The 25,069-nt window shown below is 74.7% G+C and carries 20 protein-coding genes and 2 tRNA genes; 9 read left to right on the forward strand and 13 right to left on the reverse strand.

What is annotated here, in order from left to right:
* The first annotated feature begins 41 nt into the window (after window positions 1–41).
* Together AMK13_RS31570 and AMK13_RS31575 are read left to right on the forward strand one after the other, a co-directional pair.
* On the forward strand, window positions 42–701 hold the full coding sequence (locus AMK13_RS31570) for a pentapeptide repeat-containing protein (protein ID WP_049652227.1): 660 nt from the start codon (window positions 42–44) through the stop codon (window positions 699–701).
* 177 nt (window positions 702–878) lie between these two features.
* Window positions 879–2,966 carry a phosphocholine-specific phospholipase C gene (locus AMK13_RS31575; RefSeq protein ID WP_079272665.1) on the forward strand — a complete coding sequence of 696 codons (2,088 nt, stop codon included), beginning with the start codon at window positions 879–881 and terminating at the stop codon, window positions 2,964–2,966.
* A 61-nt stretch (window positions 2,967–3,027) separates the two neighbouring features.
* On the opposite strand, the gene AMK13_RS31580 is transcribed toward AMK13_RS31575, so the two are convergent.
* Entirely contained in the window at window positions 3,028–3,672 is a 645-nt protein-coding gene (locus AMK13_RS31580) for a dihydrofolate reductase family protein (RefSeq protein ID WP_074005104.1), read from the reverse strand.
* Between the two features lie 128 nt (window positions 3,673–3,800).
* Window positions 3,801–4,607, reverse strand: coding sequence for a phosphoribosyl-dephospho-CoA transferase MdcG domain-containing protein (locus AMK13_RS31585; RefSeq protein ID WP_074005105.1), 807 nt, complete (start codon window positions 4,605–4,607; stop codon window positions 3,801–3,803).
* 184 nt (window positions 4,608–4,791) lie between these two features.
* On the opposite strand from AMK13_RS31585, the gene AMK13_RS31590 reads away from it, so the two are divergent.
* Window positions 4,792–5,004 carry a hypothetical protein gene (locus tag AMK13_RS31590; protein ID WP_049651940.1) on the forward strand — a complete coding sequence of 71 codons (213 nt, stop codon included), beginning with the start codon at window positions 4,792–4,794 and terminating at the stop codon, window positions 5,002–5,004.
* A gap of 9 nt (window positions 5,005–5,013) precedes the next feature.
* Here AMK13_RS31590 and AMK13_RS31595 read toward each other — a convergent pair whose 3' ends face one another.
* Window positions 5,014–8,232: a S41 family peptidase gene (locus tag AMK13_RS31595; protein WP_241853112.1), complete on the reverse strand. Its 3,219-nt coding sequence runs from the start codon at window positions 8,230–8,232 to the stop codon at window positions 5,014–5,016.
* Between the two features lie 244 nt (window positions 8,233–8,476).
* Between AMK13_RS31595 and AMK13_RS31600 the strand changes: the two genes are divergently transcribed.
* Window positions 8,477–10,168, forward strand: coding sequence for a chitinase (locus tag AMK13_RS31600; RefSeq protein WP_074005106.1), 1,692 nt, complete (start codon window positions 8,477–8,479; stop codon window positions 10,166–10,168).
* A 94-nt stretch (window positions 10,169–10,262) separates the two neighbouring features.
* Window positions 10,263–11,453: an MFS transporter gene (locus tag AMK13_RS31605; protein WP_079272666.1), complete on the forward strand. Its 1,191-nt coding sequence runs from the start codon at window positions 10,263–10,265 to the stop codon at window positions 11,451–11,453.
* Here AMK13_RS31605 and AMK13_RS31610 read toward each other — a convergent pair.
* The 4 genes from AMK13_RS31610 to AMK13_RS31625 form a co-directional block, all read right to left on the reverse strand.
* Entirely contained in the window at window positions 11,450–12,079 is a 630-nt protein-coding gene (locus AMK13_RS31610; RefSeq protein ID WP_049651943.1) for a DJ-1/PfpI family protein, read from the reverse strand. The two genes, AMK13_RS31605 and AMK13_RS31610, sit on opposite strands and share 4 nt — an antisense overlap.
* The gene (locus tag AMK13_RS31615) at window positions 12,079–13,050 is read right to left on the reverse strand and encodes a GlxA family transcriptional regulator (protein ID WP_049651944.1); all 972 of its coding nucleotides are present in this window, start codon (window positions 13,048–13,050) and stop codon (window positions 12,079–12,081) included. The genes AMK13_RS31610 and AMK13_RS31615 overlap by 1 nt, the downstream gene beginning before the upstream one ends.
* Before the next feature lie 215 nt (window positions 13,051–13,265).
* Window positions 13,266–13,339 (reverse strand) — tRNA-Lys (locus AMK13_RS31620).
* A gap of 74 nt (window positions 13,340–13,413) precedes the next feature.
* Entirely contained in the window at window positions 13,414–14,322 is a 909-nt protein-coding gene (locus tag AMK13_RS31625) for an NADP-dependent oxidoreductase (RefSeq protein WP_074005108.1), read from the reverse strand.
* 190 nt (window positions 14,323–14,512) lie between these two features.
* On the opposite strand from AMK13_RS31625, the gene AMK13_RS31630 reads away from it, so the two are divergent.
* On the forward strand, window positions 14,513–16,096 hold the full coding sequence (locus AMK13_RS31630) for a Na+/H+ antiporter (RefSeq protein WP_074005109.1): 1,584 nt from the start codon (window positions 14,513–14,515) through the stop codon (window positions 16,094–16,096).
* A gap of 174 nt (window positions 16,097–16,270) precedes the next feature.
* Complete coding sequence (gene pgi / locus AMK13_RS31635; RefSeq protein WP_074005110.1) at window positions 16,271–17,932, forward strand: glucose-6-phosphate isomerase; 1,662 nt, start codon at window positions 16,271–16,273, stop codon at window positions 17,930–17,932.
* 140 nt (window positions 17,933–18,072) lie between these two features.
* Here the strand turns inward: pgi and AMK13_RS31640 are convergent.
* The 3 genes from AMK13_RS31640 to AMK13_RS31650 form a co-directional block, all read right to left on the reverse strand.
* Window positions 18,073–18,146: transfer RNA gene (locus tag AMK13_RS31640), tRNA-Lys, on the reverse strand.
* Window positions 18,147–18,214: 68 nt separating this feature from the next.
* Window positions 18,215–18,817: a bifunctional DNA primase/polymerase gene (locus AMK13_RS31645; protein WP_380719919.1), complete on the reverse strand. Its 603-nt coding sequence runs from the start codon at window positions 18,815–18,817 to the stop codon at window positions 18,215–18,217.
* 128 nt (window positions 18,818–18,945) lie between these two features.
* The gene (locus AMK13_RS31650) at window positions 18,946–19,299 is read right to left on the reverse strand and encodes a hypothetical protein (protein ID WP_074005111.1); all 354 of its coding nucleotides are present in this window, start codon (window positions 19,297–19,299) and stop codon (window positions 18,946–18,948) included.
* A 272-nt stretch (window positions 19,300–19,571) separates the two neighbouring features.
* Here AMK13_RS31650 and AMK13_RS31655 point away from each other — a divergent pair, with 272 nt between their 5' ends.
* Window positions 19,572–19,898 (forward strand): hypothetical protein, encoded by a 327-nt coding sequence (locus tag AMK13_RS31655; protein ID WP_049651948.1) that lies wholly within the window; start codon window positions 19,572–19,574, stop codon window positions 19,896–19,898.
* A 24-nt stretch (window positions 19,899–19,922) separates the two neighbouring features.
* Here AMK13_RS31655 and AMK13_RS31660 read toward each other — a convergent pair whose 3' ends face one another.
* Genes AMK13_RS31660 through AMK13_RS31670 form a run of 3 tightly spaced genes read right to left on the reverse strand, consistent with a single transcriptional unit; the run spans window position 19,923 to window position 24,108 of the window.
* Entirely contained in the window at window positions 19,923–21,284 is a 1,362-nt protein-coding gene (locus tag AMK13_RS31660; RefSeq protein ID WP_074005112.1) for an AAA family ATPase, read from the reverse strand.
* Window positions 21,284–22,882 (reverse strand): hypothetical protein, encoded by a 1,599-nt coding sequence (locus tag AMK13_RS31665; RefSeq protein ID WP_074005113.1) that lies wholly within the window; start codon window positions 22,880–22,882, stop codon window positions 21,284–21,286. Before AMK13_RS31665 ends, AMK13_RS31660 begins: the two co-directional genes overlap by 1 nt.
* On the reverse strand, window positions 22,879–24,108 hold the full coding sequence (locus AMK13_RS31670) for a hypothetical protein (RefSeq protein WP_074005114.1): 1,230 nt from the start codon (window positions 24,106–24,108) through the stop codon (window positions 22,879–22,881). Before AMK13_RS31670 ends, AMK13_RS31665 begins: the two co-directional genes overlap by 4 nt.
* 287 nt (window positions 24,109–24,395) lie before the next feature.
* Between AMK13_RS31670 and AMK13_RS31675 the strand changes: the two genes are divergently transcribed.
* The gene (locus AMK13_RS31675) at window positions 24,396–25,052 is read left to right on the forward strand and encodes a histidine phosphatase family protein (RefSeq protein ID WP_074005115.1); all 657 of its coding nucleotides are present in this window, start codon (window positions 24,396–24,398) and stop codon (window positions 25,050–25,052) included.
* The last annotated feature ends 17 nt before the right edge of the window (window positions 25,053–25,069 follow it).

The raw sequence follows: 25,069 nt of genomic DNA on the forward strand, positions 1-25,069 counted from the left end.
CGGCCGAGACCCGTACGCCCCGACCGCCAGGAGCCACCGCCATGCCCCGTTCCGCCCCCGACCGGCTCGCCGACCTCCCGTACGCCGAGCTGCTGCGCCCGCACACCGGGCCGCTGCGCGCCGACGAGCGGTACGACACCGCGCACTTCGACGGCGGCGAGCACACCGACGAGTCGGGCGCCGGGGCGGCCTTCCTGGAGTGCGCCTTCACCGGTGTCGCGCTCAGCGGGGTCAAGCTGCGCCAGGCAAGGTTCAACGAGGTGTGGGTGCAGGCCGGCCGCTGGGTCGCCTGCGACCTGAGCGACTCCGAGTGGCAGGACAGCTCCTTCGTCGGCGGCGTGCTCGCCGGGGTCGCCGGGTACGGCTCGGCGCTGCGCCGGGTGGTGTTCCGGGGCTGCAAGCTGGAGGCGGTCAACCTGCGCTCGGCCGTCCTGCGGGACGTCGTCTTCGAGGACTGCCTGCTGCGCGACGTGGACTTCGGCGAGGCGAAGCTGACCGGGGTGTCCTTCCCCGGCTCCACGCTGGAGGAGGTCCGGCTGCGCGGCGCCACGCTGAGCCGGACGGACCTGCGGGGCGCCGTCCGGCTCGGCCTGGTCGACGGCCACCAGGGGCTGCGCGGGGCGGTCATCAGCTCGCTCCAACTGATGGAGCTGGCCCCCCAGTTCGCCCACGCGCTGGGGATCGAGGTCAAGGACCGCTGAGCACCTGAGCCCCTTCGCGCGTTCGCCCGGGCGTCGCTCGGTGACGCCCGGGCGAACAGTCCGCCAAACCTGCCGTCGGCACCTGGTGGGCCGGTCGGGCCGAGGTGGAGACTTCTCCGCGATCGATGGCCCCGACTTGTGCACACAACATCGCCAGCGAAGGGACGGACCGGTCTGATGGCCGAGTTGAGTCGTAGGAAGTTCGTCACGCTGTCCGGCGCCGCCGCGGCAGGCCTCGCCGTGGCCGGCACCGGAGCCGCGGGGCCCGCGGGGGCCGCCCAGGGAAGTGGCGCAGCTCCCGCTTCCACCGCCGCGCTCAGCGCGACCGGCACCATCACCGACGCCCGGCACGTGGTGATCCTGATGCAGGAGAACCGCAGCTTCGACCACTACTTCGGCACGCTGCGCGGCGTGCGCGGCTTCGCCGACCGCAGCGCCATCCAGATCTCCGGCGGCTACAGCGTCTTCAACCAGCCGAACGGCCTGCTCGCCCGCCAGTACCCCTGGCAGTTCAGCCAGACCAAGCCGGCCGGCGGAGCGGACCCGGAGCGCCTCGCCCAGTGCAACGGGGACCTCAGCCACGGATGGGGTGACCAGCACAAGGCCTGGAACGGCGGCAAGATGGACTCCTGGGTCGCCGCCAAGGGCAACGTCCGCACGCTCGGCTTCCTCACCCGCCAGGACATCCCGTTCCACTACGCCCTGGCCGAGAACTGGACGATCTGCGACGCCTACCACTGCTCGGTGCTCAGCGCGACCGGCCCCAACCGCACCTACCACTGGTCCGGCCAGATCGACCCGGCCGGCACCGCGGGCGGCCCGGCCTACGACGGCGGCGACGAGAAGGGCCTGCGCTGGCAGACCTACGCCGAGGCGCTGGAGAGCGCCGGCGTCAGCTGGAAGGTCTACCAGAACGCCGCCGACAACTACGGCGACAACGCCCTGGCGTACTTCACGAACTTCACGGGCGCCCAGGCCGGCAGCCCGCTGGCCGTCAAGGGCATGGGCTCGGTGCCCAAGGTCACCGGGCGGACACCGGACGACATCGCCGCCGCCATCAAGGCCGACGTGCTGGCCGGGACGCTGCCGCAGGTGAGCTGGATCGTCCCCGACCAGGCCTCCTCCGAGCACCCGTACGCCACCCCGGTGGACGGCGCGCACTTCGTCCACATGGTGATCGACGCGCTCAACGCGGACCCGAACGTCTTCGACTCGTCCGTCCTGTTCATCAACTACGACGAGAACGACGGCTTCTTCGACCACGTCCCGCCGCCCGCCGCCCCGGCCGGCACCCCGGGCGAGTTCTACAACGGCACCAACATCGGCCTCGGCTTCCGCGTCCCGCTCATCGCCGTCTCGCCCTGGACCCGCGGCGGCTGGGTCAACTCCGAGACCTTCGACCACACCTCGGTGCTGCGCTTCCTGGAGACCTGGACCGCCGCCCTCGGCAAGCCCGCCACCTGCCCGAACATCAGCGACTGGCGCCGCCGCGTCTGCGGCGACCTCACCAGCGTGTTCGACTTCGCCAACCCGGTCTACGGCCTGCCCGCGCTGCCCGACACCTCGCAGACCATCGGCCTGTCCGCCTGCGGCCCGCTGCCCAACCCGGCCCCGGTGAACAACCAGCTCCCGGTGCAGGAGTCCGGCACCCGCCCGGCGCGCGCCCTGCCGTACCAGCCGAACGCCAACCTGGACCACCTGGAGTTCGGCTCCGGCGGGGTGATGAAGGTCTGGATCGCGATGGACAACGGGGGCGCCGCCGCCACCAAGTCCGCCCACTTCGCGGCCTACGCCAACGCCTACCGCAGCGGCGGTCCCTGGCAGTACACGGTGGACCCGGGCGGCAGCACCAGCGACTTCTTCAACTGCGGCACCAACTTCGGCGGCGGCCCGTACGACCTCACGGTGGTCGGCCCCAACCGCTTCCTGCGCCGCTTCAAGGGCGACGCGATGAAGGCGGGCAAGAACGCCGCCGTCACCGCCTCCTACGCGGTCGAGCCGGGCACCGGCAAGCTCGCGCTCTACTTCAAGCTCGCCAACTCCGGCAGCACCCCGATCACGTTCACGATCGCGTCCAACAACTACCGCACCGACGGCCCCTGGACGTACCAGGTCCCGGCCGGCGGCAGCGTCAGCGACTTCTTCAACGCCGTGGCGTACAGCAACGGCTGGTACGACTTCACCGTGACGGTGGATGCGGACAGCACCTGGTCCCAGCGCTTCACCGGCCACCTGGAGACGGGTGCGGCGAGCATCACCGGCTGACCGTCGTTCCCACCGCGCCGAACGGGGCCCCACTCCTCCGCCGAGAAGTGGGGCCACCGTGTCACCGCCGCCAGAACAGGTGGTGCGCCACGCCGCTCGGGCTGGGCACGACCTCCAGGTGGAACCGGTCGAGCAGCTCGTCGGGGGACTCCCAGAGCTTCAGCCCGGTGCCGAGTTCCAGCGGGGAGACCGCGATGTGCAGGGTGTCCACGAGGTCGGCGTCGAGGAACTGGCGGATGGTGGTGACCCCGCCGCCGAGGCGGACGTCCTTGCCGTCGGCGGCCTCCCGGGCCTGCTTGAGGACGGTGGCCGGGTCGCCGTCGACGAAGTGGAAGGTGGTGTCGGAGAGCGTGAACGAGGGCCGGGTGTGGTGGGTCATGACGAACACCGGCGTACGGAACGGGGGCTCGGCACCCCACCAGCCGAGCCACTCGTGGTCCTGCCACGGGCCGCGCTGGGGCCCGAACTTGTTGCGCCCCATGATCTCGGCGCCGATGTTGCGGTCGAAGTCCCGGGTTAAGTAGTCGTCCAGGCCCCGGCTGCCGCCGGGGTCGGTGCGCATCGGCCAGCTCGCGGTGGCCCCGGCCCAGGAGAAGAGCCGCTCGGGGCGGTCGAGGCCGAACGGCAGCTCGAAGCTCTGGTGCTCGCCGGCCGCGACGCCGTCAGCGGAGACGTTGAAGTTCATGACTCTGAGCAGTTGGTTCATGACTGGGGCTCCTGTCCCGTGATCGTGCGGCGGGGTGCCGCACACCGGGACGTCGGAGCGGACCCGGCGGGATTGACATCGGGCCCGGGATTCTTTCGAGGACTTCTCTCGGGGGCGGTCCGGGCCCGTCAGGCGAACGGGCCCCGGGGGAACCACGGGTCGTGGACCTCGCGGGGCCCGTCCGGGGTCAGCAGGGTGAGGCCGAGCGCGCCGGAGGCGTACTCGGCGAGCTGCACCGAGCCGTGCCGGGTCTCCAGTTCGGCCTGCACGGGCACCGGCAGCTTGGTCAGGGCCCGCCGCAGCTGCAGGGCGTCCCGCCGGCTGATCGGCTGCGGCGCGCGCAGCACCAGCCGCAGCGGGCTCATCGGCCCGGCCACCGGCACGCCGCTGCCCAGCTCGTAGCCGACCGCGCCGATCGGGCCCCAGGGCAGCCGGTGGTCCGCGACCAGCCGGCCGACCTCGGGCAGCAGGGCCAGGGCCGGGATGCCGGCGAGCCGTTCGGGGGCCAGGTGCCCGCGCCGGTCGGGGAGCTGTTCGGGCCGCAGGGTCCGGGCCACCGCCGCCCAGGGGGCCAGGGCGTCCAGCCGCTGGCCGGGGCGCGGGCCGCGCACGGTCACCGGGAACCACAGCTCGGGCGCGGCCTCCGGGTCCCGGGTGCAGCGCTGGGGGTGCGGCAGGTCCACCGGGTTGCCGACCACGGCGGGCGCCCGGCCGACCGTCACCCAGGGGTGCGCCCGCAGCACGGCCCGTGCCCAGCCCGGCAGTTCGCCGCCCGCGAGGGGCCGCAGCGAGCTGGGGCACTGCATCAGCAGCAGGTCGTGGGCGCCGGGCAGCCGGCCGTCCAGGGCGGCCAGCGGGCCGACCCGCCGGCGCGGTCCGTCGTGCTGGTCCTCGACGGTGCGCCGGGCGGGGCTTCCGGGGTGTACGACGGTCACTGCGGGCTCCAGGGGGTGGCGTGGATGTCGCCGACGGCCACCACCCTCCGCCCGTCCGGCGGCTCCCGGCTACGGCCCTTGGACGCGTTCACCAGGGACCAAAGGCTCAAGGTGCGCCCGTCCGTGCCCGGTGTGAGAGTGGGGGACAGCCCGGCATTCCGTCGTTCCCCCCGGAGGAGGAGCCATGGGCATCTTCGACAGGTTGTTCCACCGGCCGCAGCACGAGTCCGTCGGACAGGAGTCCGCCCAGCGGGCCGCCCTCGCCCACGACGAGGCCGCCGACGCGTACGGCGACGACATCGAGCGCACCCGGGAGCAGCAGGAACGGCTCGCCCAGGAGGAGGCCGACCGGCGCGCCGCCGAGAACATGACCGCCGAGGGCGACCCCTGGGGCTGAGCCCGGACCTCAGGCCGTACGCGGCGGCAGCGGCGGGCGGCGCAGGTCCGGTCGGGGGGTGTCGGCGGACGGCGGCTCGGCGGCGGGGGCGTCCTCCAGCAGCTCCAGGGCCAGCTGGACGGCGGCGACCAGCTCCGGGTGGCGTCCCCGGGCCCAGTCGCGCGGGGTGCGCAGCACGTGCACGTCCGGTTCGACGCCCCGGTTCTCCACCGTCCAGCCGAGCCCGCCGCCGAACCAGGAGGCGTTCTTCGGCACCGAGATCTGGGTGCCGTCGCCGAGGGTGTGCCGTCCGCTCATCCCGACCACCCCGCCCCAGGTGCGGGCGCCGATCACCGGGCCGAGCCCGAGCAGCTTGATCGCCGCGATGATCACGTCGCCGTCGGAGCTGGTGGCCTCGTCGGCCAGCGCCACCAGCGGTCCGCGCGGTGCGTGCCGGGGCCAGCGGACCGGGCGGCGGTCCCGGGTGAAGTCCCAGGCCAGGACGTGCCGGGAGAGCTTCTCCAGGACGAGTTCGGAGACGTTGCCGCCGGCATTGCCGCGGACGTCCAGGACCAGCGCGGGCTTGTCCAGTTCGCGCCGCAGGTCCCGGTTGAACTGCGCCCAGCCGGAGCCGCCGAGGTCCGGGATGTGCAGGTAGCCGCACCGTCCGTCGCTGAACTCGCGTACCAGGGAACGCCGTTTGGCCACCCAGTCCTGGTAGCGGATGGGCCGTTCGTCGACCAGCGGGGTGATCACGATCCGCCGCACCGGGCCGTCCGGGGCGCCGCGCAGGGCCAGTTCGAGCGTCGTGCCGCCGGTGCCGGCCAGCAGCGGCAGCGGTCCGCGCAGCGGGTCCACCGGGCGGCCGCCGACCTCCAGGAACTCGTCGCCGTCCCGCACGCCCTGGGCGGCGAGCGGGGCGCGGGCGCGCGGGTCGGAGGTCTCGCCGGGCAGCACCCGGTCGACCAGCCAGCGGCCGTCGGGGGAGCGGTGGGCGTTGGCGCCGAGCAGGCCGAGCGGCTGCTGGGCGAGCACCGGGCCCTCGGCGCGCCGGGAGGGGGTGACGTAGGCGTGCGAGGTGCCGAGTTCGCCGAGGAGTTCGCGCAGCAGGTCGGCGAAGTCGTCGGGGGAGCAGACCCGGTCCAGCAGCGGCTCGTACTGGGCGACCAGCGCGGGCCAGTCCAGGCCGGACATCCGCTCGTCCCAGAACTGGTCCCGGACGATCCGGGCCGCCTCGTGGTAGGCCTGGCGCCACTCGGCGGCCGGGTGCACGGTGTGGGTGATCCGGCGCAGGTCGACGGTGGTGCCGGCGGCGGGGGCGGCGACCGGGACCACCCGCAGCGTCCCGGCCGAGTACACCGCGATCGAGCCGCCGTCCCCGGAGACCGCGTAGCCGTCCAGCTTGTCGACCAGCGTGCTGCGGGTGCCCCGGGCCAGGTCGAAGTGCTCCAGCGAGGGGCGCCCCGAGGTGTCCTCCGGGCTGGCGAAGGTCTGCCCGAGGGTGCCGGAGATCGGCCAGCGCAGCCAGACCAGGCCGCCGCGCACCGCGTCGGTGGCCGAGTACTTGGAGGCGATCACCGGGAACTGGAGCAGCCGCTCGCCGATGCCCTCCGGGTCGACCCGGACGGTGCCGTCGCCGCCTTCGCCGTGCGCGGCGCCGTCCTCGGGCGGGGCGGTGAACGGTGAGGGGGTGTCGGCGGCGAGCGGGACGAGGTACGGGCGGCAGCCGACCGGGAAGGAGAGGTCGCCGGTGTGCACGTCGTGGACCGGGTCGAAGCCGCGCCAGGACAGGAAGGCCAGGTAGCGGCCGTCCCGGGTGAACACCGGCTGCTCGTCCTCGAACCGGCCGTCGGTGACGTCGGTGGTCGCCGCGGACGCGTCGGCGCGGGTGAGCCGGATGCGGCGCAGCGAGCGCCCGGCGACCGGCTCGGACCAGGCGGTCCAGTGCGAGTCGGGGGAGAAGCGGGCGCCGGTGACCGGCCCGTAGCCGGAGGCGGCCAGTTCGCGCACCCCGCCGTCGGCGGCGGAGACCAGCAGCAGCCGCCCGTCCGAGGTGGTGGCGGCGAGCCGGCTGCCGTCGGGGGAGGCGGTGAGCTCCAGGACGCGGCCGATCCGCCCGGCGGCGAGCACCCGGTGGCGGTGCTGCTCCGAGCGGGGGTGCCCCGGCAGCGGCACCACCTCGATCGCGTCGGCGCCCTCGGCGTCGGTGACCCAGGCCGCCTCACCGGTGTGCCCGAGCACCACCGGCAGCCGGGTGCGCACCCCGGGGGTGTCGGCGAGCGCCCGGGCCGGGCCGTCCTTGTGGGTGAGCCAGTACTGGCTGCCGCGCACGGTGACCACCCCGGCCCGGCCGGTCTGGTCGCAGGCGAGGTCCTTGACCTGGCCGGCGGCGCTGACCTGGTACGGGCGGCGGCCGGCCCGGGCGCCGCCGAGCGGGACGTGCAGCCGGCGCGGGGCGGGGGCGGCCAGGTCGTCCAGCAGCCAGAGGTCGCCGGCGTGCTGGTAGACGATCCGGGTGCCGTCGGTGGCGGCCTCACGGGCGTAGTAGGAGGCGTGGTCGGTGTGCCGGCGCAGGTCGGTGCCGTCCGGGCGGCAGGAGTAGACGTTGCCGATGCCCTCGTGGTCGGAGAGGAAGGCGATCCGGTCGCCGAGCGGGCCGCCGACCGGCATCGGCGCGGCGAGGTGCCCGGTGTGCCCGGGAAGGATCCGGTCGCCGTCCACCCAGAGCCGGCCGGTGGCGCCGCCCCGGTAGCGCTTCCAGGCGGCCGGCCCGTGCGGGGCGGCGCCGGTGAGCAGCACGGTCCGCTCGCGGCTCATCTGGGCGTCGCCGACCGGCCCCCAGGGCATCCGGCGGCCGGGGGAGCCGTCCGGCGGCAGGGCGTGCGCCCAGGTGTAGTGGCCGAAGGGCTCGTGGTAGGAGGTGACGGCCAGCACCTCGCCGTCCGGCAGCCAGCCGCGCACCCGGGTGTCCTGGCTGCCCCAGAAGCTGAGCCGGTCCGCCGGGCCGCCCTCGACCGGGGCGGTCCACACCTCGGGGGTCAGGGCGAGCCAGCTGGTCCAGGCGAGGGTGGTGCCGTCGGGGGAGAAGCGGGGGTGGCTGACCCGGGTGCGGTCGCAGCCGACCCGCCAGGCCCGGCCGGTGCCGCCGCCGTCGGCGTCCAGCGGGGCGATCCAGACGTCGTCCTCGGCGGTGAAGGTGAGCAGGCCGCCGTGCAGGTGGGGGTGGCGGAGGTAGCCGGGCGGGGTCACGCCTCCATCCTTCGACGGGGTGTCACCTCCGGCAACCGGAGGCAACCGGGGGTGGCCGGGGGCGGCCGGGCGCCGGTGGGCCGGGGCCGTCCGAACCGGTCTGGACCATTGACACCTCACGGCCGGATCCACTTCAGTGGTCTAGTCCAACTTGGGTGCCAGGCCGGGCCGTTCCCCCCACTGGCCCGTGCTCCGGCGTGCCCTCGGACGTCCCCCACGACCGCGCCATCGCAGGAGCACCCGCATGCGCAGAACCCTTCCCGGACAACGCCGCGCCACCATCGCGGCCGGCACCGCCTCCGCCGTCGCCGCGGCCACGCTGGTCGGCGTCACACTCGGCCTGGCGCCCACCGCCTCGGCCGGCGAGTTCCTGGTCAACGGCGGCTTCGAGTCCGGCTCACTCGGCCCCTGGAGCTGCTCCGGCAACTCCGGCAGCGTCGTCACCAGCCCGGTGCACGGCGGCAGTCGCGCGCTCGCCGCGGCCGCCACGGCCGGCGACACCGCCCAGTGCGGCCAGACCGTCACCGTCGCCCCGAACACCACCTACACGCTCAGCGCCTACGTCAACGGCTCGTACGTCTACCTGGGCGTGGACGGCGGCGGCCCGAGCACCTGGACCCCGGGCACCGGCGGCTCGTACCAGAAGCTCAGCCTCAGCTTCACCACCGGCGCCACCCAGACCAGTGCCACCGTCTACACCCACGGCTGGTACGGCCAGGGCACCTACTACGCGGACGACATCTCGCTGGACGGGCCGGGCGCGCCCAGCCCGACGCCCACGCCGACGCCCACCGGGACGGCCTCGCCGACCGCCTCGCCGACCGCGACCCCGACGGGCACACCGACCGGAACGCCCACCGGCACCCCGACCGGCACGCCCACGGGCACCCCCACGGGGACGCCCACCAGCCCGCCCGCCGGCAGCCACGCCCTGGTCGGCTACCTGCACGCGAGCTTCGCCAACGGCGCCGGCTACACCCGGATGGCCGACGTCCCGAACTCCTGGGACTTCATCAACCTGTCCTTCGGCGAGCCCACCTCCGTCACCTCCGGCGACATCCGCTTCAACCGCTGCCCGGCCACCGAGTGCCCGACCGTCGAGTCGGACGACGAGTTCAAGGCCGCCATCGCCGCCAAGCGGGCCCAGGGCAAGAAGGTGCTGATCTCGATCGGCGGCCAGAACGGCCAGGTCCAGCTGACCAGCACCGCCGCCCGGGACACCTTCGTCAGCTCGGTCTCGGCGATCATCGACAAGTGGGGCCTGGACGGCCTGGACATCGACTTCGAGGGCCACTCGCTCTCCCTCAACACCGGTGACACCGACTTCAGGAACCCGACCAGCCCGGTCATCGTCAACCTGATCTCCGCGGTGAAGACCCTCAAGGCCAAGTACGGCCCGGGCTTCGTGCTGACCATGGCGCCGGAGACCTTCTTCGTCCAACTCGGCTACCAGTACTACGGATCCGGCCCCTGGGGCGGCCAGGACCCGCGCGCCGGGGCGTACCTGCCGGTCATCCACGCGCTGCGCGACGACCTCACCCTGCTGCACGTCCAGGACTACAACTCCGGCTCCATCATGGGCCTGGACAACCAGTACCACTCGATGGGCGGCGCCGACTTCCACGTCGCGATGACCGACATGCTGCTCAAGGGCTTCCCGGTGGCGGGCAACGCGAACAACGTGTTCCCGGCGCTGCCGGCCTCCAAGGTCGCCATCGGCATGCCGGCCACCACCAACGCGGGCAACGGCTACGTCGCCCCGGCCGAGGTGAACAAGGCGCTCGACTGCCTCACCAAGCTGGCCAACTGCGGGACCTACGTGCCGCGTTCGGGCGCGCAGTCGAACCTGCGCGGGCTGATGACCTGGTCGATCAACTGGGACCGGTTCGGCGGCCAGGAGTTCTCCAAGAACTTCAACGGCTACTTCGGCCGCTGAGCAGCCGAGTCCCGGGCCGGCTGATCAGCTGACCCGACCGCCCGTGGGACCGTGCTTGAACCTGACACCGGTGTGAGGTCCAAGCATGGTCCCCATGGCGACCACACAGCTCACCACCCCGGTACCCCCCAAGCCCTTCCCGCTCCCCGCCCTGCTCGCCCTGGCCACCGCCGTCTTCGTCACCGGTCTCACCGAGAACCTGCCGGCCGGGGTGCTGCCCGGGATGAGCGAGGCACTCGGGGTCAGCGAGTCCGCGGCCGGGCAGACCGTCACCGTCTACGCGATCGGCTCCGCCGTCACCGCGATCCCGCTCAGCGCGGCCACCGCCGGCTGGGGCCGCAAGCGGCTGCTGCTCACCGCGATGGCGGGCTTCGCGGTGGCCAACACCGTCACCGCGGTCTCCACCAACTACCCGCTCACGCTCGCCGCCCGCTTCCTCGCGGGCGTCGCGGCCGGCCTCGCCTGGGCCCTGCTGGCGGGGTACGCGCGCCGGCTGGTGCCGGTCGACCAGCAGGGCCGGGCCATGGCGGTGGCGATGGCGGGCGTGCCGGTCGCGCTGTCGCTGGGAGTGCCGGTCGGCACCTTCCTCGGGCAGGTGCTCGCCTGGTGGGTGCCCTTCCTGGCCATGACGGCACTGGCGGTCGCCGTGATCGGCTGGATCGCGGCACTGCTGCCGGACCAGCCCGGGCAGCCGGCCGGTGAGCGCGTTCCGGTCCGGGACGCGCTCACCGTGCCCGGCGTCCGGCCGGTGCTCACCGTGACGGTGCTCTGGGTGCTCGCGCACACCATCCTGTTCACCTACATCGCGCCCTTCCTGGACCGGGCCGGCCTCGGCGGCGCCACCGGCACCGTGCTGCTGGTCTTCGGGCTGGCCTCGCTGGCGAGCGTCTGGCTGGTCGGCGCCCACATCCACCGCCGGCTGCGGCAGCTGACGATCGGCGGCGCGCTGCTGGTCGCCGTGACCGCGGCCGTCCTCGCGGTGGCGTCCGGCAGCACGCCGCTGGTGTACGCCGCGGCGCTGTTCTGGGGCCTCGGCTGGGGCGGCGCCCCGACCCTGCTCCAGACCGCCCTCGGCGACGCGGGCGGGGAGCGGGCGGACGCCGCCCAGGCCGTCCTGGTGACCCTGTGGAACGCCGCGATGGCGGGCGGCGGCGTGCTCGGCGGCCTGGTCCTGAGCGGCCTGGGCACCGGCGCCCTGCCCTGGACGGTGCTCGCGCTGATGCTCCCCGTCCTCGCCGTGGCCACCGCCGCCCGCCGGCACGCCTTCCCGTCGGTGCGGGGTTAGCCCCGCATCAGCCGGTTCACCTCCTCGACCACCTCGGGGGACGCCTTCGCGAGCGCGCCGGAGTCGTACGGCGGCTGGGGGTCGTACTCGATCAGCAGCTGGATCGCCTGGGCGACGGTGTCCCCGGCGATCCGGCCGGCCAGCGTCAGCGCGAGGTCGATCCCGGCCGAGACCCCGGCGGCGATGGCGTACTTGCCGTCGATGACGACCCGCTCCGTCCCGGTCGGCTCCGCCCCGTACCCGGGCAGCCGGTCGAGGACGCCCCAGTGGGAGGTGGCCCGGCGGCCCTCCAGCAGCCCGGCGGCGCCCAGGATCAGCGAGCCGGAGCAGACCGAGGTGGTCCAGGTGGTGGTCGCGTCGATCCGGCGCACCCAGTCGAGCACGGCCCGGTCCTTCAGCTGGGCCTCCGTCCCGGGCCCGCCGGGCACCAGCAGCAGGTCGGCCGAGTCCACCTCGTCCAGGGCGGCGTCCGCGGTGAGCGCCAGGCTGTGCACGTCGTTGCGGACCGGCCCCCGTTCGGCGGCGGCGAACACCACCTCGGCGCCGGGGAGCCGGGACAGCACCTCGTACGGGCCGACCGCGTCCAGGGTGGTGAACTCGGGGTAGAGCAGGATGGCGATGCGCATCAGTGACCTCCAGTGGGTTCGGGTCGGAAGCGGCGTCGGTACTCGGCGGGCGGGGCGGCCAGGGCCCGGACGAAGGCGCGCCGCATCGCCTCCGGGGTGCCGTAGCCGCAGGAGCGCGCGATCTCCTCGATGCCGTGGTCGGTGTCCTCCAGCAGCCGCCGGGCGGCCTCCAGCCGGACCCCGTCCACGTACCGGCCCGGGGTCACCCCCACCTCGGCGGCGAAGGCCCGGGCGAAGTGCCGCGGCGACAGCGCCGACCGGTCGGCCAGCGCCTCGACCGAGAGGTCGGCCTCCGGGTGCTCGGCGATCCACCGCTGCACCTCGCGCAGCGGCTGCCGGGCCGCCACCTGGGCGGCCAGCTGGGTGCTGAACTGGGCCTGGTTGCCCGGCCGGCGCAGGAAGACCACCAGGTGGCGGGCGACCAGCAGGGCCGTCTCGCGCCCGAGGTCCTCCTCGACCAGGGCCAGCGCCAGGTCGATCCCGGCGGTGACCCCGGCCGAGGTGGCGATCCGGCCGTCCCGGACGTGGATCGGGTCCGGGTCCACCTCGACGTCCGGGAACCGCCGGGCCAGCTCCTCGCCGTAGGCCCAGTGGGTGGTCGCCCGGCGCCCGGCCAGCAGTCCGGCCTCGGCGAGCAGGAAGGCCCCGGTGCACACCGACACCACCCGCTCGGCCGCTCCGGCCAGCTCCCGGATCCGCTCCACCAGGGCCGGGTCCGGGCGCCCGGTGTCCATCCCGCCGGGAACCAGCAGGGTGTCCACCGGCCCGACCCCGGCCAGGTCCGCGTCCGGCAGCAGCCGCAGTCCGCTGTGGCTGCGCACCGGCCCGCCGCCGGGGGAGGCGGTGGTGACCCGGTAGGCCGCGGGCTGCCCGGCGGCCCGGCCCGCCCCCGCGAACACCTCCAGGGGGCCGGTCACATCGAGGCTCTGCACGCCCTCGAAGAGGACGATGACCACGCTGTGCGCTCTCATACGGCCAGCCTCCCAACGGGGAGCGGTGGCAGCAATGACCTGCTTCCCACCTTTCCTGCCATCCGGCGCGTGCGGGGGCGCGTGCGGCGGCGCGGGACCGGAGGGGCGCGCGGGCGGACGGCGGGACCCGTACGGGCGTACGGCGGAAACCGCGCGGGCGTACGCCGAAACGCCGGAAGGCCCCCCGCTCTCGCGAAGGGCCTTCCGGCTGTCTGTGCGCCGCCAGGGACTCGAACCCCGGACCCGCTGATTAAGAGTCAGCTGCTCTAACCAACTGAGCTAGCGGCGCCTGCTGACGTGGAGAACATTACCTGGTCAGCGGCTGAAACTCACAATCGGCCCGGGGCGGGGAGCCCGGCGCGCTCACATGGTCAGCACCACCTTGCCCCGGACGTGCCCGGAGCCGACCAGCCGGTGGGCCTGGGCGACCCGCTCGATCGGGAACGACTCCTCGACCTCCAGCCGCAGTGCGCCGGCCTCCCAGAGCTTCACCAGCTCGGCCAGCCGCCCGGCCGTCCGCTCGCCCCGCAGCTGCCGGACGCCCAGCCGCTCGGCGCCCGGGTAGTCGACCACGGTGCCGATCCGGTCCCGGTCGGCGACCAGTTCGACGGAGGCCTCCAGGGCGCCCCGCCCGGCGGCGTCGAAGGCCGCGGTCACCCCCTGCGGCGCCGCCGCCCGGACCCGCTCCACCAGCCCCTCGCCGTACGTGACCGGTACCGCGCCCAGTTCCCGCAGGTACGCGTGGTTGCGCTCGCTCGCGGTGCCGACCACGGTGGCGCCCCAGGCGCGGGCCAGCTGGACGGCGACCGTGCCGACCCCGCCCGCGGCGCCGTGCACCAGCACGGTGTCGCCCGGGCCGACGCCCAGCTCGGTGAGCGCCAGGTGCGCGGTCTGGCCGGAGGCGGAGAGCGAGCCGGCCTGCTCCCACGGCATCCCGGCGGGCTTGGCGACCAGCCGGCCGGCGTCGACCACGACCCGGTCGGCCTGGCAGCCCAGCACCCGGAAGCCCAGCACCTCGTCCCCGACCCGCCAGTCGCCGGCGTCCGGACCGAGGGCGTCCACCACCCCGGCGAACTCGTTGCCGAGGACGAACGGCGGCTCGACCGCCAGGCCCGGCGGACGGAACCCCTCCCGGATCGCGAGGTCCACCGGCTGCACCCCGGCCGTGTACACCCGTACCCGTACCTCGCCCGGCCCGGGCTCCGGGTCGGGCACCTCGGCGACCCGTAGGACCTCAGGACCGCCGCTCCCTGTCACGGTGACCGCTTTCATGCCTTTTCCCGCCCCTTCTCGATCCTTCTCGAACCTTCGTGAGCCTTCTTGATCCATCCGTTGTCGACGATCCTCGGGCCTGAAGTGCGCTTGAGGTCAAGCTTTTGTTCAGCGTGTCGACACTGATGGGCGCATTGTCAGATTTATCCTGGACGGCGCTCAGCCGTCCGTCGTCGAGAGGAACCTCCCCGTGGGCCAGCTGCCCCTGTTCTTCCTGGTGCTGCTCGCCTCCGTGGTGACCATGCCGCTCGGTCGGAAGACCGGAGTGCCACAACCGGTGCTGATGACCCTGCTCGGCATCGTCATGGCGCTCGTCCCGCAGATCCCGGACGTCAGCATCGAACCCGAGCTGATCCTCCCGCTGGTCCTGCCGCCGCTGATCTTCGCGGTGGCCCGGCGCTCCTCGGTGCGCTACTTCAAGGCCAACGCCCGCTCGATCCTGCTGCTGGCGATCGGCCTGGTGGTGGTCACCACGGTCGCCGTGGCCGGTGCCGTGCACTGGCTGCTGCCCGCCCTGCCGCTGGCCGCCGCCATCGCGGTCGGCGCGCTGGTCTCCCCGCCCGACCCGGTCGCCGCCGTCGCGGTGGCCGGCAGCGTGGGGCTGCCCCGCCGCTTGGTGGCGATCCTGGAGAGCGAGGGGCTGTTCAACGACGTCACCGCGATCGTCATCTACTCGCTGTCCATCGAGGCCATGGTCAGCGGCGACTTCTCGGGCGGCGACGCGGTGCTGCGCTTCGTGCTGTCCGCGGTGCTGGCCGTGGTGGTCGGCGTCGCGCTCGGCTGGGTCAACACCAAGCTCGCCGAGCGCCTGGACGACCCGACCCAGCAGGTCGCGCTCAACCTGCTGGTGCCCTTCGCCGCCTACACCCTGGCCGAGGAGATCCACGGCTCCGGCGTGCTCGCCGTCGTGGTCTGCGCGCTCTACCTCGCCGAGCGCGCCTCCGACGCGGACGCCGTCGCCTACCGGCTGGTCGGCAACGCCTTCTGGGAGGTGGTCGAGATCCTGATCACCGGCGTCGCCTTCGGACTGATCGGCCTGGAGCTGGCCACCGTGCTCAAGGAGGCCGGCCGCGGCTGGACCGGCTTCATCGGCGACGCCGCCGTGGTCATCGCGGTGGTCGTGGCGGTCCGGCTGCTCTGGCTGCTGCCGGCCGGCTGGCTGTCGAAGCGGCTGCGCTCCGGCGACGAGGAGGACACGCCGTTCAGCTGGAAGGAGAGCGTGATCCTCTGGTGGTCCGGCATGCGCGGCGTGGCCACCGTCGCCCTGGCGCTCGCCATCCCGCTCACCCTGCACTCCGGCGAGGACTTCCCCGAGCGCGGCCGGCTGGTCTTCATCGCCTTCAGCGTGGTGCTCTTCACCCTGTTGGTGCAGGGCCTCACCCTGCCCTGGCTGGCCAAGCGGTTCGAGCTGGACATCGACCAGGACAAGCACGAGCAGGCGGTGCGCCAGCTCTGGTGGCGGGCCGCCAAGGCCGGGCTCAACCGGCTCGGCGAACTGGAGGAGCAGGACCGGCTGCCCGCCGAGGTCGCCGACCGCCTGCGGGACCGTCAGCACGACCGGCTGGCCCGGCTCTGCCCGGAGAACTACGCCGAGGAGGAGGCCGCCGAGGCCAAGCTGCGGATGGCCCAGTGGCGGGCCGCCCGGGACGTCGAGCAGGAGATGATCGCCGCCTCCCGCCGCGAGATGCTCGCCGCCCGCAGCGAGCCCGGCGCCGATCCGGAGCTGGTCGACGAGGTGCTGCGCGGACTCGACCTGCGCTCCGAACGGAAGTGACGGGGCGGCAGCCGGGGCCGGGCGGAATGCGCACGACCGGCCCCGGGGTTGCATAGGCTGAACCCGGGCAGGCCGTCAACGGAGTCGGCGCACCACCAGTACCCGCACGACCTCGGCGAACCCTCACGCCTGGCCCTGCCGGTTTCTGCACCCAGATGAATCGAGGACCCACCGATGTCGGAGACCCGCGCCGACGCCCGCACCCCGCTCGACCGCACCCCGCAGTGGGCCGCCCTGGCCAAGCACCGGACCGAACTGGGCGCCACCCACCTGCGCGAGCTGTTCGCCGCCGACCCGGAGCGCGGCCGCCGCTACACCCTCCAGGTCGGCGACCTGCACGTGGACTACGCCAAGCACCTGGTCACCGACGAGACGCTGGGGCTGCTGCGCGAGCTGGCCGCCGCCACCGGTGTCGCCGAGCTGCGGGACGCGATGTTCCGCGGCGAGAAGATCAACAACACCGAGCACCGGGCGGTCCTGCACACGGCGCTGCGCGCCCCGCGCGGCGCCGTGGTCGAGGTCGACGGCGAGAACGTGGTGCCCGCGGTGCACGCCGTCCTCGACAAGATGGCCGCCTTCGCCGACCGGGTCCGCAGCGGCGAGTGGAAGGGCCACACCGGCAAGCCGATCCGCACCGTCGTCAACATCGGCATCGGCGGCTCCGACCTCGGCCCGGCGATGGCCTACGAGGTGCTCCGCTCGTACAGCAAGCGCGACCTCGACGTCCGCTTCGTCTCCAACGTGGACGGCGCCGACCTGCACGAGGCGGTCCGCGACCTCGACCCGGCCGAGACGCTGTTCATCGTCGCCTCGAAGACCTTCACCACCATCGAGACCATCACCAACGCGGTCTCCGCCCGGGACTGGCTGCTCGGCGGCCTGGGCGCCGGCACCGAGGCGGTGGCCAAGCACTTCGTCGCGCTGTCCACCAACGCCCGGGGCGTGCAGGACTTCGGCATCGACACGGCCAACATGTTCGAGTTCTGGGACTGGGTGGGCGGCCGCTACTCCTACGACTCGGCGATCGGCCTCTCGCTGATGACCGCCATCGGCCCGGACGCCTTCCGCGAGATGCTGGACGGCTTCCACCTGGTCGACGAGCACTTCCGCACCGCCCCGCCGGAGCAGAACGTCCCGCTGCTGCTCGGCCTGCTCGGCGTCTGGTACGGCGCGTTCTTCGACGCCCAGGCGCACGCGGTGCTGCCGTACTCGCACTACCTGTCCAAGTTCACCGCCTACCTCCAGCAGCTGGACATGGAGTCCAACGGCAAGTCGGTGACCCGCGACGGCACCCCGGTGGACTGGCAGACCGGCCCGGTGGTCTGGGGCACCCCCGGCACCAACGGCCAGCACGCCTACTACCAGCTGCTGCACCAGGGCACCAAGGTCATCCCGGCCGACTTCATCGGCTTCGCCAAGCCGGTCGCCGACCTGCCCGCAGGCCTGGTCGCCCAGCACGACCTGCTGCTGGCCAACTTCTTCGCCCAGACCCAGGCGCTGGCCTTCGGCAAGACCCCGGAGGAGGTCGCGGCCGAGGGCGTGCCCGCCGAGCTCGTCCCGCACAAGACCTTCCAGGGCAACCACCCGACCACCACCCTCCTGGCCGGCGAGCTCACGCCCTCGGTGCTCGGCCAGCTGGTCGCCCTCTACGAGCACAAGGTGTTCGTCCAGGGCGCGATCTGGAACATCGACTCCTTCGACCAGTGGGGCGTCGAGCTGGGCAAGGTGCTCGCCAAGCGGATCGAGCCGGTGCTGCTCACCGGCGAGGGCACCGAGCAGCTGGACAGCTCCACCGCCGAGCTGGTCGCCCGCTACCGCGCGCTGCGCGGCCGCTGAGCCCGCGTCGTCCCGGGCCGTCCGCTCCGGCGGGCGGCCCGGGACGCTCCTCCGGCCGTGGAAACCCGGAACGCCGGAGCGTTGAGACGCCGAAACGCCGGAAGGCCCTTCGCTCTCGCGAAGGGCCTTCCGGCTGTCTGTGCGCCGCCAGGGACTCGAACCCCGGACCCGCTGATTAAGAGTCAGCTGCTCTAACCAACTGAGCTAGCGGCGCCTGCTGACAGAGAAGACTCTAGCAGCGCCGTGCGGCCGAGCCAAAATCGAATAACGGACGCCCCGCGTTCACCCCCCGGTCACGACGGCCGCCCCGGCGGGAACCGGCGCGCCCGGCTCGCGCGCCGCCCGGACGCAGGCCCACAGCACCACCGCGGCGCCGGGCAGCCGGGGGTCGCGCCGCTCCGGCGCGACGATCCACCGGCCGGCGCCCTGCCCGGGGGAGTCCGGGCTGTTCACCATCCGCTGCAGGGGCGGCACGGTCACCGCGTCGCCCTTGCCGTGGCACAGCAGCGGCGGAACGTCCCGGGCCCACTCCTCCCAGGCCAGCAGCCGGCGCAGCCGGGGCGCCGCGCCCGGCTGGACGAACAGCAGCAGCCGCCCCCGGTGGACGGCCACCGGCCCGCAGCCCGGCCCGGACGCCCACAGCTCGTCCAGCACCCGGCGGCCGAACAGCGCCGGCATGCTGATCACGTCGAAGGCGCGCCCGCAGGGCAGTACCGAGGGCGCCCAGGGGCGGCTCTCCCACAGGGCGCGCATGCTGCGCGGGTACTCGCTGGCGGAAGCGAGCCAGGCCTCCCCGGCCGCGCCGACGCACTCCACCGACGGGTGCATCACCGACGGGTACGACACCGACTGCTGCGTCACCGATTGCTGCGTCCAGATCTCCACGGAGAGCAGCCTGTGCGGCGCACGCCCCCGGTGCGACGGAAAGCACGGTTCGCCGGACAGCGCGGCGGGGGACGGCGTACCCTTCCCCGTCGCGCATATGCCAGGGGCCCGTGTCCGGCCGCGGGCGCTCAGTCCTCGTGCCGGCGCGGCTGGAGCAGGGTGCGGCCGTACTCGATCATCTTCGCGGCGTAGTCCGGGGTCCAGTCCGCCCGCCGGGCGACCTCGGCGTCGGACAGCGCGTCGAACCGGCGCGGGTCGGCGAGCTGCGCGGCGGCGACCGCCTGGAAGTCCGTGGCCCGCTCGGCGGCGGCCCGGAAGGCCAGGGCCAGCTCCGTGGAGCGGCGCAGCAGCTCCGCCGGGTCCTCGATCGACTCCAGGTCGAAGAATCGTTCCGGCTCGGGTTCGGCGGACTGCGGCTCGAACAGCAGCTGCACCGGACGCAGGCGCCTGGTGGGCTCGGACGACTCTGGGGAGTCGGGCATGGACGGACACCTCCGGGTTTCGGGTGGGGGTGGGGGAAATCTGCTCCGGGCTGCGCCGCCCGGTCGTGGCCGCCGTCCATTGTCTCGCGGCGGGGGCCCGTAGCGGAACGGTGCGCACGCGAGCGCTATTCCCCGGCGCACGCCGGGCGCGCGACTCGTGCGCCGCGCTTCCGGATCGCATGCGAACCGGTTGTCCGGGTGCGCCCGGTGCGCCCGGTGCGCCCGGGCTGCCCGACGAAGCCGATGAAGCCGACGAACCGGAGAGAACCCCCATGCGTGTGAGAAGAGGCCTGACGGCCCTCGCCCTGTCCGTCCTGTCCCTGCTGGGCGCCCTGCTCGCGGTCGCCGCCTCCGTCGCCCCGCCCGCCGCGGCCGCCGAGACGGCGCTGGTGGTCACCGGGGAACCGAGCGCCCCCGGCGGCGCCTCGACGGCGACCTGCCCGGCCGGCACCCACCTGACCGGCGGCGGCTACCGGCTCCAGCCGGACGCGGACGGTCCGGTGCGCGCCGACGGCCCCACCGCCGACGCGCGCGGCTGGAGCGCGCAGGCGGAGCGGGGGTCGGTGGTGGCCTACGCCGTCTGCGAGACCGAGGACTGACCCCGGCGGCCGGCCGGACGGGCCTCAGCGCAGGTGGACCCGGTGGCGGCTCAGGTGCTCCAGCACCTCGTGGTTGGCCTCCCAGCCGTCCGGAAAGGCCACCGGGACGCCCAGCTGCACCGGCTCGGTCGCGGGGTGCTCGTCCAGCAGCTCGGCGATCCCGGCCCGGGCCACCACGATGCAGGCGTGCCGGTGCCGGGAGGCGAGCACGCAGAGCCGGCCGGTCTCCAGGTGGAAGGCGGTCGCGTCGGGGCGCCCGGAGAGCGGGTGCAGCACCACGGTGACGTCGTACTCGCGGCCCTGCAGGCGGTTGGCGGTGTCCACGGTGACGGCCGGACCGGCCGCGCCGTCCACCGGCACGCCCGCCTTGAGCAGGGCCGCGCGCACGGCCGCCGCCTGGTCCCGGTGGGCGGTGCCGACGGCGACCCGGTCCGCGGTGAGCGGGGCCTCGCCCTGCTCGGAGTGGGCGGTCAGCCCCCGCTCCAGCAGCCGGCGGACGGTGGCCGCGACGGCCGCCACGGCCTGCGGGTCGGTCCGTACGGTGTGCCGGGCGGGCAGTTCCAGCAGGGCCCAGCCGTGCTCGGCGGCCCGGTCGATCACCGCGTCCAGCGCCGAGCCGTCCGGGCGGACGGCGGCCGTCAGCCGGCGGTCGTCCGGGCCGGTGCCGGAGCGGAACGGCGTGTACGGGTAGAAGGCCCGCGAGATCAGCGGCGCGGCGCTGGCGGGCAGCCGCCAGGAGACCGGCAGCCGGTGCGGCTCGATCTCCGGGTTGTGCGCCAGCATGGTGACCACCGCACTGCCGGACGGGTCGTACGACAGCCCGGCCCACTGCTCGGTGCCGACCACGGTGAACGGGTCCAGCTGGCCCGGGTCGCCGACGAACAGCGCCCGCTCGAACAGCCGGGCCACCGCGAGCAGGGCGTCCGAGCGCATCTGGTACGCCTCGTCGACGATCGCGTGCCGCCAGGGCGCCTCCGTCCGCACCCACTGCCACTTGGCCGAGGTGGAGATCACCACGTCGTGCTCGACCAGGTCGGCGACCTTGTCGGAGGGCGTGACGTTGGCGTGCTTCAGCACCTCCGGGCCGGGCCGGGAGTCCGCGGCGTGCAGCCGGCCGATCGTCAACTCCGGCGCCTTCTCGGCCAGTCGGCCCACCAGGTCGTCCACCTGGCCGTTGGTCTGGGCGACGATCATCAGCCGCTCGCCGGCGCCGACCAGCTCGCGGGCCGCCCGCACCACGAGCGTCGACTTCCCGGCGCCGGGCGGGGAGTCCACCACCACGCCGCGCGGGGCGCCGGCCGGCGGACGGACGGTGGCCGCCAGGATTCGGGCCACCGCGGCGTCGGCGGCCGCGCCCGGGGCCTGCTCGGGGATCGAAGTGGTCATCACTCCCACTCCTCGGAGACGGACGGGGCGGGTACGGGCGCGGCGCCGGGCGGGCCGCCGTGGGTCCAGGGGGTGTCGTCCGGCTCGGGCAGCGGCGCGGACTGGCGCACCGTCAGCTCGAACAGGGTGAAGGTGACCGGCTCGCCGGGCTCGGGCAGGCTGCCCGGCTCCGGCTCCTTCCTGCGGCCCATGCCGGAGAGCACCCGCAGGGTGAGGGTGCCCTCGGCGGTGTCCACCGCGACGATCTCGGCCTTCTGCGGGCTCGGGCCGTGCACCCGGTGCACCTCCCGGCCGAGGTCCGCGTGCGGGCGGTCGGCGGTGCGCAGGGTGACCAGCGGGCGCGGCTTGGGGGAGCGGCCGGTGGTGTCCCAGTCCGGCACCACCTCCGTCACCACACCGCTGAACGCCTCGCCGGACAGCCGGTGCTCGGCCATCGCCAGCGGGTCGTCCAGCGCCTCCTGGACGTCCAGGCGGGCCTGCTCGCGCTCGCGCTGGGCGAGCTTGCGGGCGGCGGTGACGGCGTCGTCCTGCCGGGGCTGCGGCGGCTCGCCGGCCGCCAGCCGGTCCCGGTGGCCGGTGTAGGACCAGCGGTCGCCCGTCCAGCGCTCCGCCAGGTGACCGGCCGGCGGCAGGGCGCGCAGCAGGTCCAGGCCCTGCCAGACGTCCCGCCAGGTGGGCAGCAGGACCGACGCCAGCGCCTCCTCCAGCGCCGTCACCGCCGCCCGCACGGCCGCCCGGGCGCGCGCGGCGGCGGCCTCGTCGCGCTGCTCGGCGCTGTGCTGCAGGGCGCCCACGGCGGAGTCGTAGCGGGTGATCGCCGGGGCCAGCACGAACTCGTCGAAGCGCGGGTCGGTGGCCGGGCCGGCCGGCGGGTGCAGCAGCTGCCCCCGGTCGTCCCGGGCGGACTCGGCCAGCTCGGCCGCCTGCGCGCCGGTCAGGCCGTCCGGCGGGCGGTGCCAGGCGAGCCGGGCCGCCAGGTGCTGGTCCTCCAGGTGGCTCTGGCCGGTCGCCCAGTGCCGGGCCAGCAGGCCGGTCATCGGCAGCAGCAGCGAGGAGCCGGGCACCTGGGCGCGGTCGGTGAGGTGGGTCAGCCAGCGGCCGAGCAGCGGCACCCGGACCGGCGCCGGGTACGGGCCCGGCTCCTCGTCCTCGGCGGTGCGGCGGAAGCGGGTCGAACGGCCGATCAGGGCGAGGTGGTGCACGCCCGCGCCGTTCGGCACCACCAGCTGCGGGGCGTCCGCGCACAGCTCGCGGAACACCTGGGTCTTCTCGCCGGTCTCCGGGTCCTTCTCGGAGCCCTCGATCTGCTCGACGTCCTCGGCGAAGGACTCCAGGTACGGCAGCAGGTCGGCGGCGAGCTCGGCCAGGAAGTCGAACCGCAGGGTGCGGTTGAGCGGCTGCGGCACCAGGTGCAGCCGGGGCGCGTCCCGGTCGGTGCCGAGCATCACCGCGAGCGGCGCGCCGGACTCGCCGGCGGCCGTCAGCGGGACCAGCACCATCGGGCGGTCGGACAGGTGCCGGTGCCGGACGGTGGCCAGCGGCTCGGCCCGGCCGCTGCGGACGGCCTCCAGCCGGGCGAGGGTGGTGAGCAGGCTCATGCGCGAGCCCCTTGGGTTTCCGCCCCCACGGCGCCGGCGCCCAGGGCTTCGGCGCGCAGGGCGGCCGCGTAGGCCAGGCGCTCGGCGGCGTCGTCCGCGCCGTCCAGATCCTCGCTCTTGGTGCCGGCGGCGGCCAGCGCCTCGGCGACCGTACGGATGCTGCCCAGCTCGCCGCGCACGCCCCGGCCGAGCTGCTCGACCCGGTCGTCGCAGCGGGCCCGGGCGCGGCAGTGGAAGCCGAGTTCGCAGGTGGAGAGGCAGTCCGGGCTGTAGGCGGCGGGCACCGCCTCGACCGAGGCGGCCAGCTGTTCGGTGGTCCGGGCCGGCGCGCCGTCCTCGTCGGCGGCCAGGTCGAAGTCGGCGTCCGCCGGCAGCGCCGCCAGCAGCCGGCCGATGCCGGTCATCCGGCCCAGCTGGCGGCGGGTGGTGGCCAGTTCGCGGCGGACGTCCACGGCGACCGCGGTCGGCCGGTTGCCGAAGTCCTTCGGGCAGACCAGCAGCACGCTGGTGCGCGGGCTGCCCGGCAGCCGCTGCTCGGTGTACGGGTCCTCGGCGAGCGGCTGCCCGGCCGCCGCGGCGGCGAGCCGCTGGAGCGCCAGCACGTACACGGCGGCCTGCCGGGCGGCGGCGCCCACCTTGGCCGGGTCGGCGCCGCCGTCCAGCACCGGGAAGGACTTGATCTCGACCACGGTGCACCGCCCGCCGTGCACCACCAGCGCGTCCGGCTCCAGGTAGGCGGTGCTGCCGGCCACCCCCAGGCGCAGCATCGGGTGGTCCAGCAGCGTCCAGGCCTCCGGGTCGGCGGCGGCCAGGGCCAGCGCCTCGGCCGTCCGGTCGGCGCGCACGGCCGGGCCCGAGCGGTGCAGCAGGTCCGGCACCAGGAGCGGGGCGTGGCCGTCCACCGGGAGGCCCAGGTGGTGGCGGAGCGGCTCCAGCAGCGGGGCGTAGCCGTCGGCCTTCAGCCGGGACTCGAAGATCACGCCGCGGGCGATGGCGAAGGGGGACTGGCCGAAGGGGGCCGGGCGGCCGAGCCGGGCCGCCAGCACCGACTTGTCCACCCCGGCCGCGTCGAGCACGGCGCGGCGGTGGCAGCCCGGGTTGGCGGCCAGCGCGGCGAGGGAGCGGGCGTTCAGACTGCGCTGCGGGGCCGGTCCGCGCAGCTCCGCGAGCCGCTGGGCGAGCGGCTCAGCGGGCCCGCGCGGCGGGACGTTCGTCGAGACGTTCATGGTGCGGCCCAGTGTCGCATCCGGGTCCGACAACGCGGTGCGGACCGGCCGTTGGAGAGGCGGTCCGCGGCCGGAACCGGACGTCCGCCGCCCCCGGGCCGCAGCCGGAACCGGACGTCCGCCCCCGCCGGTCCGCGGCCGGAACCGGACACCTGCCGCCCCCGGTCCCGCGGCCGCCGGGACGGGCCCCTCGATCGTGGTCGCCGCCCGGGTGGGGGATCATGGAGCCCGGTGCTCAATGGTGAGACCGACCGACCGTTGCCACCGCCCCGTCGCTAGGAGTCCCCATGCCCGCCCGCATCGTGCTGGTCCGCCACGGCGAGACCGAGTGGTCCGCCACCGGCCGCCACACCGGCCGCACCGACATCCCGCTGACCGAGGAGGGCCGGGCGATGGCCCGGGCCCTCGGCGCCCGCCTCGCCAAGGCCCCCTGGAACGGGCTGCCGGACGCGCTCGTCTACACCAGCCCGCTCGGCCGGGCCAAGGAGACCTGCGAGCTGGCCGGCTTCGGCGACCGCGCGGTGGAGCGTCCGGAGCTGATGGAGTGGGACTACGGCCGGTACGAGGGCCGCACCGGCGCGGACATCCGCTCCAGCGACCAGCCCGGCTGGCTGATCTGGCGCGACGGGGTGCCCGGCGGCGAGAAGCTCTCCGAGGTGGCCGCCCGGGTGGACGCCTTCCTGGCCGGCCTCAACGAGGAGCACGGCGTCCCCGCCCCGGACACCACCGTGATGCACTGCGCCGACCGGGACGTGATCCTGTTCGCCCACGGCCACCTGCTGCGCATCCTCACCGCCCGCTGGCTGGGCCTGCCGCCCGAGTACGCCCAGCGGTTCAAGCTCGGTACGGCCGCGCTGTGCGTGCTGTCCTGGGAGTACGGCGCCCCGGCGGTGGAGGTCTGGAACGACCTGTCCCACCTGGAGGGCCTGGCCGCCGGGCACTGAGCCGGCTGTGCCGGGCG

The sequence above is a fragment of the Streptomyces sp. CB02056 genome (genome assembly GCF_001905545.1).
Taxonomy (GTDB): Bacteria; Actinomycetota; Actinomycetes; order Streptomycetales; family Streptomycetaceae; genus Kitasatospora.

Excerpts from the sequence above, each read along its gene's own strand:
- AMK13_RS31570 (WP_049652227.1), top strand. The coding sequence starts at position 42 with ATGCCCCGTTCCGCCCCCGACCGGCTCGCCGACCTCCCGTACGCCGAG.
- AMK13_RS31575 (WP_079272665.1), top strand. The coding sequence starts at position 879 with ATGGCCGAGTTGAGTCGTAGGAAGTTCGTCACGCTGTCCGGCGCCGCC.
- AMK13_RS31580 (WP_074005104.1), bottom strand. The coding sequence starts at position 3,672 with ATGAACCAACTGCTCAGAGTCATGAACTTCAACGTCTCCGCTGACGGC.
- AMK13_RS31590 (WP_049651940.1), top strand. The coding sequence starts at position 4,792 with ATGGGCATCTTCGACAGGTTGTTCCACCGGCCGCAGCACGAGTCCGTC.
- AMK13_RS31600 (WP_074005106.1), top strand. The coding sequence starts at position 8,477 with ATGCGCAGAACCCTTCCCGGACAACGCCGCGCCACCATCGCGGCCGGC.
- AMK13_RS31605 (WP_079272666.1), top strand. The coding sequence starts at position 10,263 with ATGGCGACCACACAGCTCACCACCCCGGTACCCCCCAAGCCCTTCCCG.
- AMK13_RS31610 (WP_049651943.1), bottom strand. The coding sequence starts at position 12,079 with ATGCGCATCGCCATCCTGCTCTACCCCGAGTTCACCACCCTGGACGCG.
- AMK13_RS31615 (WP_049651944.1), bottom strand. The coding sequence starts at position 13,050 with ATGAGAGCGCACAGCGTGGTCATCGTCCTCTTCGAGGGCGTGCAGAGC.
- AMK13_RS31625 (WP_074005108.1), bottom strand. The coding sequence starts at position 14,322 with ATGAAAGCGGTCACCGTGACAGGGAGCGGCGGTCCTGAGGTCCTACGG.
- pgi (WP_074005110.1), top strand. The coding sequence starts at position 16,271 with ATGTCGGAGACCCGCGCCGACGCCCGCACCCCGCTCGACCGCACCCCG.
- AMK13_RS31650 (WP_074005111.1), bottom strand. The coding sequence starts at position 19,299 with ATGCCCGACTCCCCAGAGTCGTCCGAGCCCACCAGGCGCCTGCGTCCG.
- AMK13_RS31655 (WP_049651948.1), top strand. The coding sequence starts at position 19,572 with ATGCGTGTGAGAAGAGGCCTGACGGCCCTCGCCCTGTCCGTCCTGTCC.
- AMK13_RS31660 (WP_074005112.1), bottom strand. The coding sequence starts at position 21,284 with ATGACCACTTCGATCCCCGAGCAGGCCCCGGGCGCGGCCGCCGACGCC.
- AMK13_RS31665 (WP_074005113.1), bottom strand. The coding sequence starts at position 22,882 with ATGAGCCTGCTCACCACCCTCGCCCGGCTGGAGGCCGTCCGCAGCGGC.
- AMK13_RS31670 (WP_074005114.1), bottom strand. The coding sequence starts at position 24,108 with ATGAACGTCTCGACGAACGTCCCGCCGCGCGGGCCCGCTGAGCCGCTC.
- AMK13_RS31675 (WP_074005115.1), top strand. The coding sequence starts at position 24,396 with ATGCCCGCCCGCATCGTGCTGGTCCGCCACGGCGAGACCGAGTGGTCC.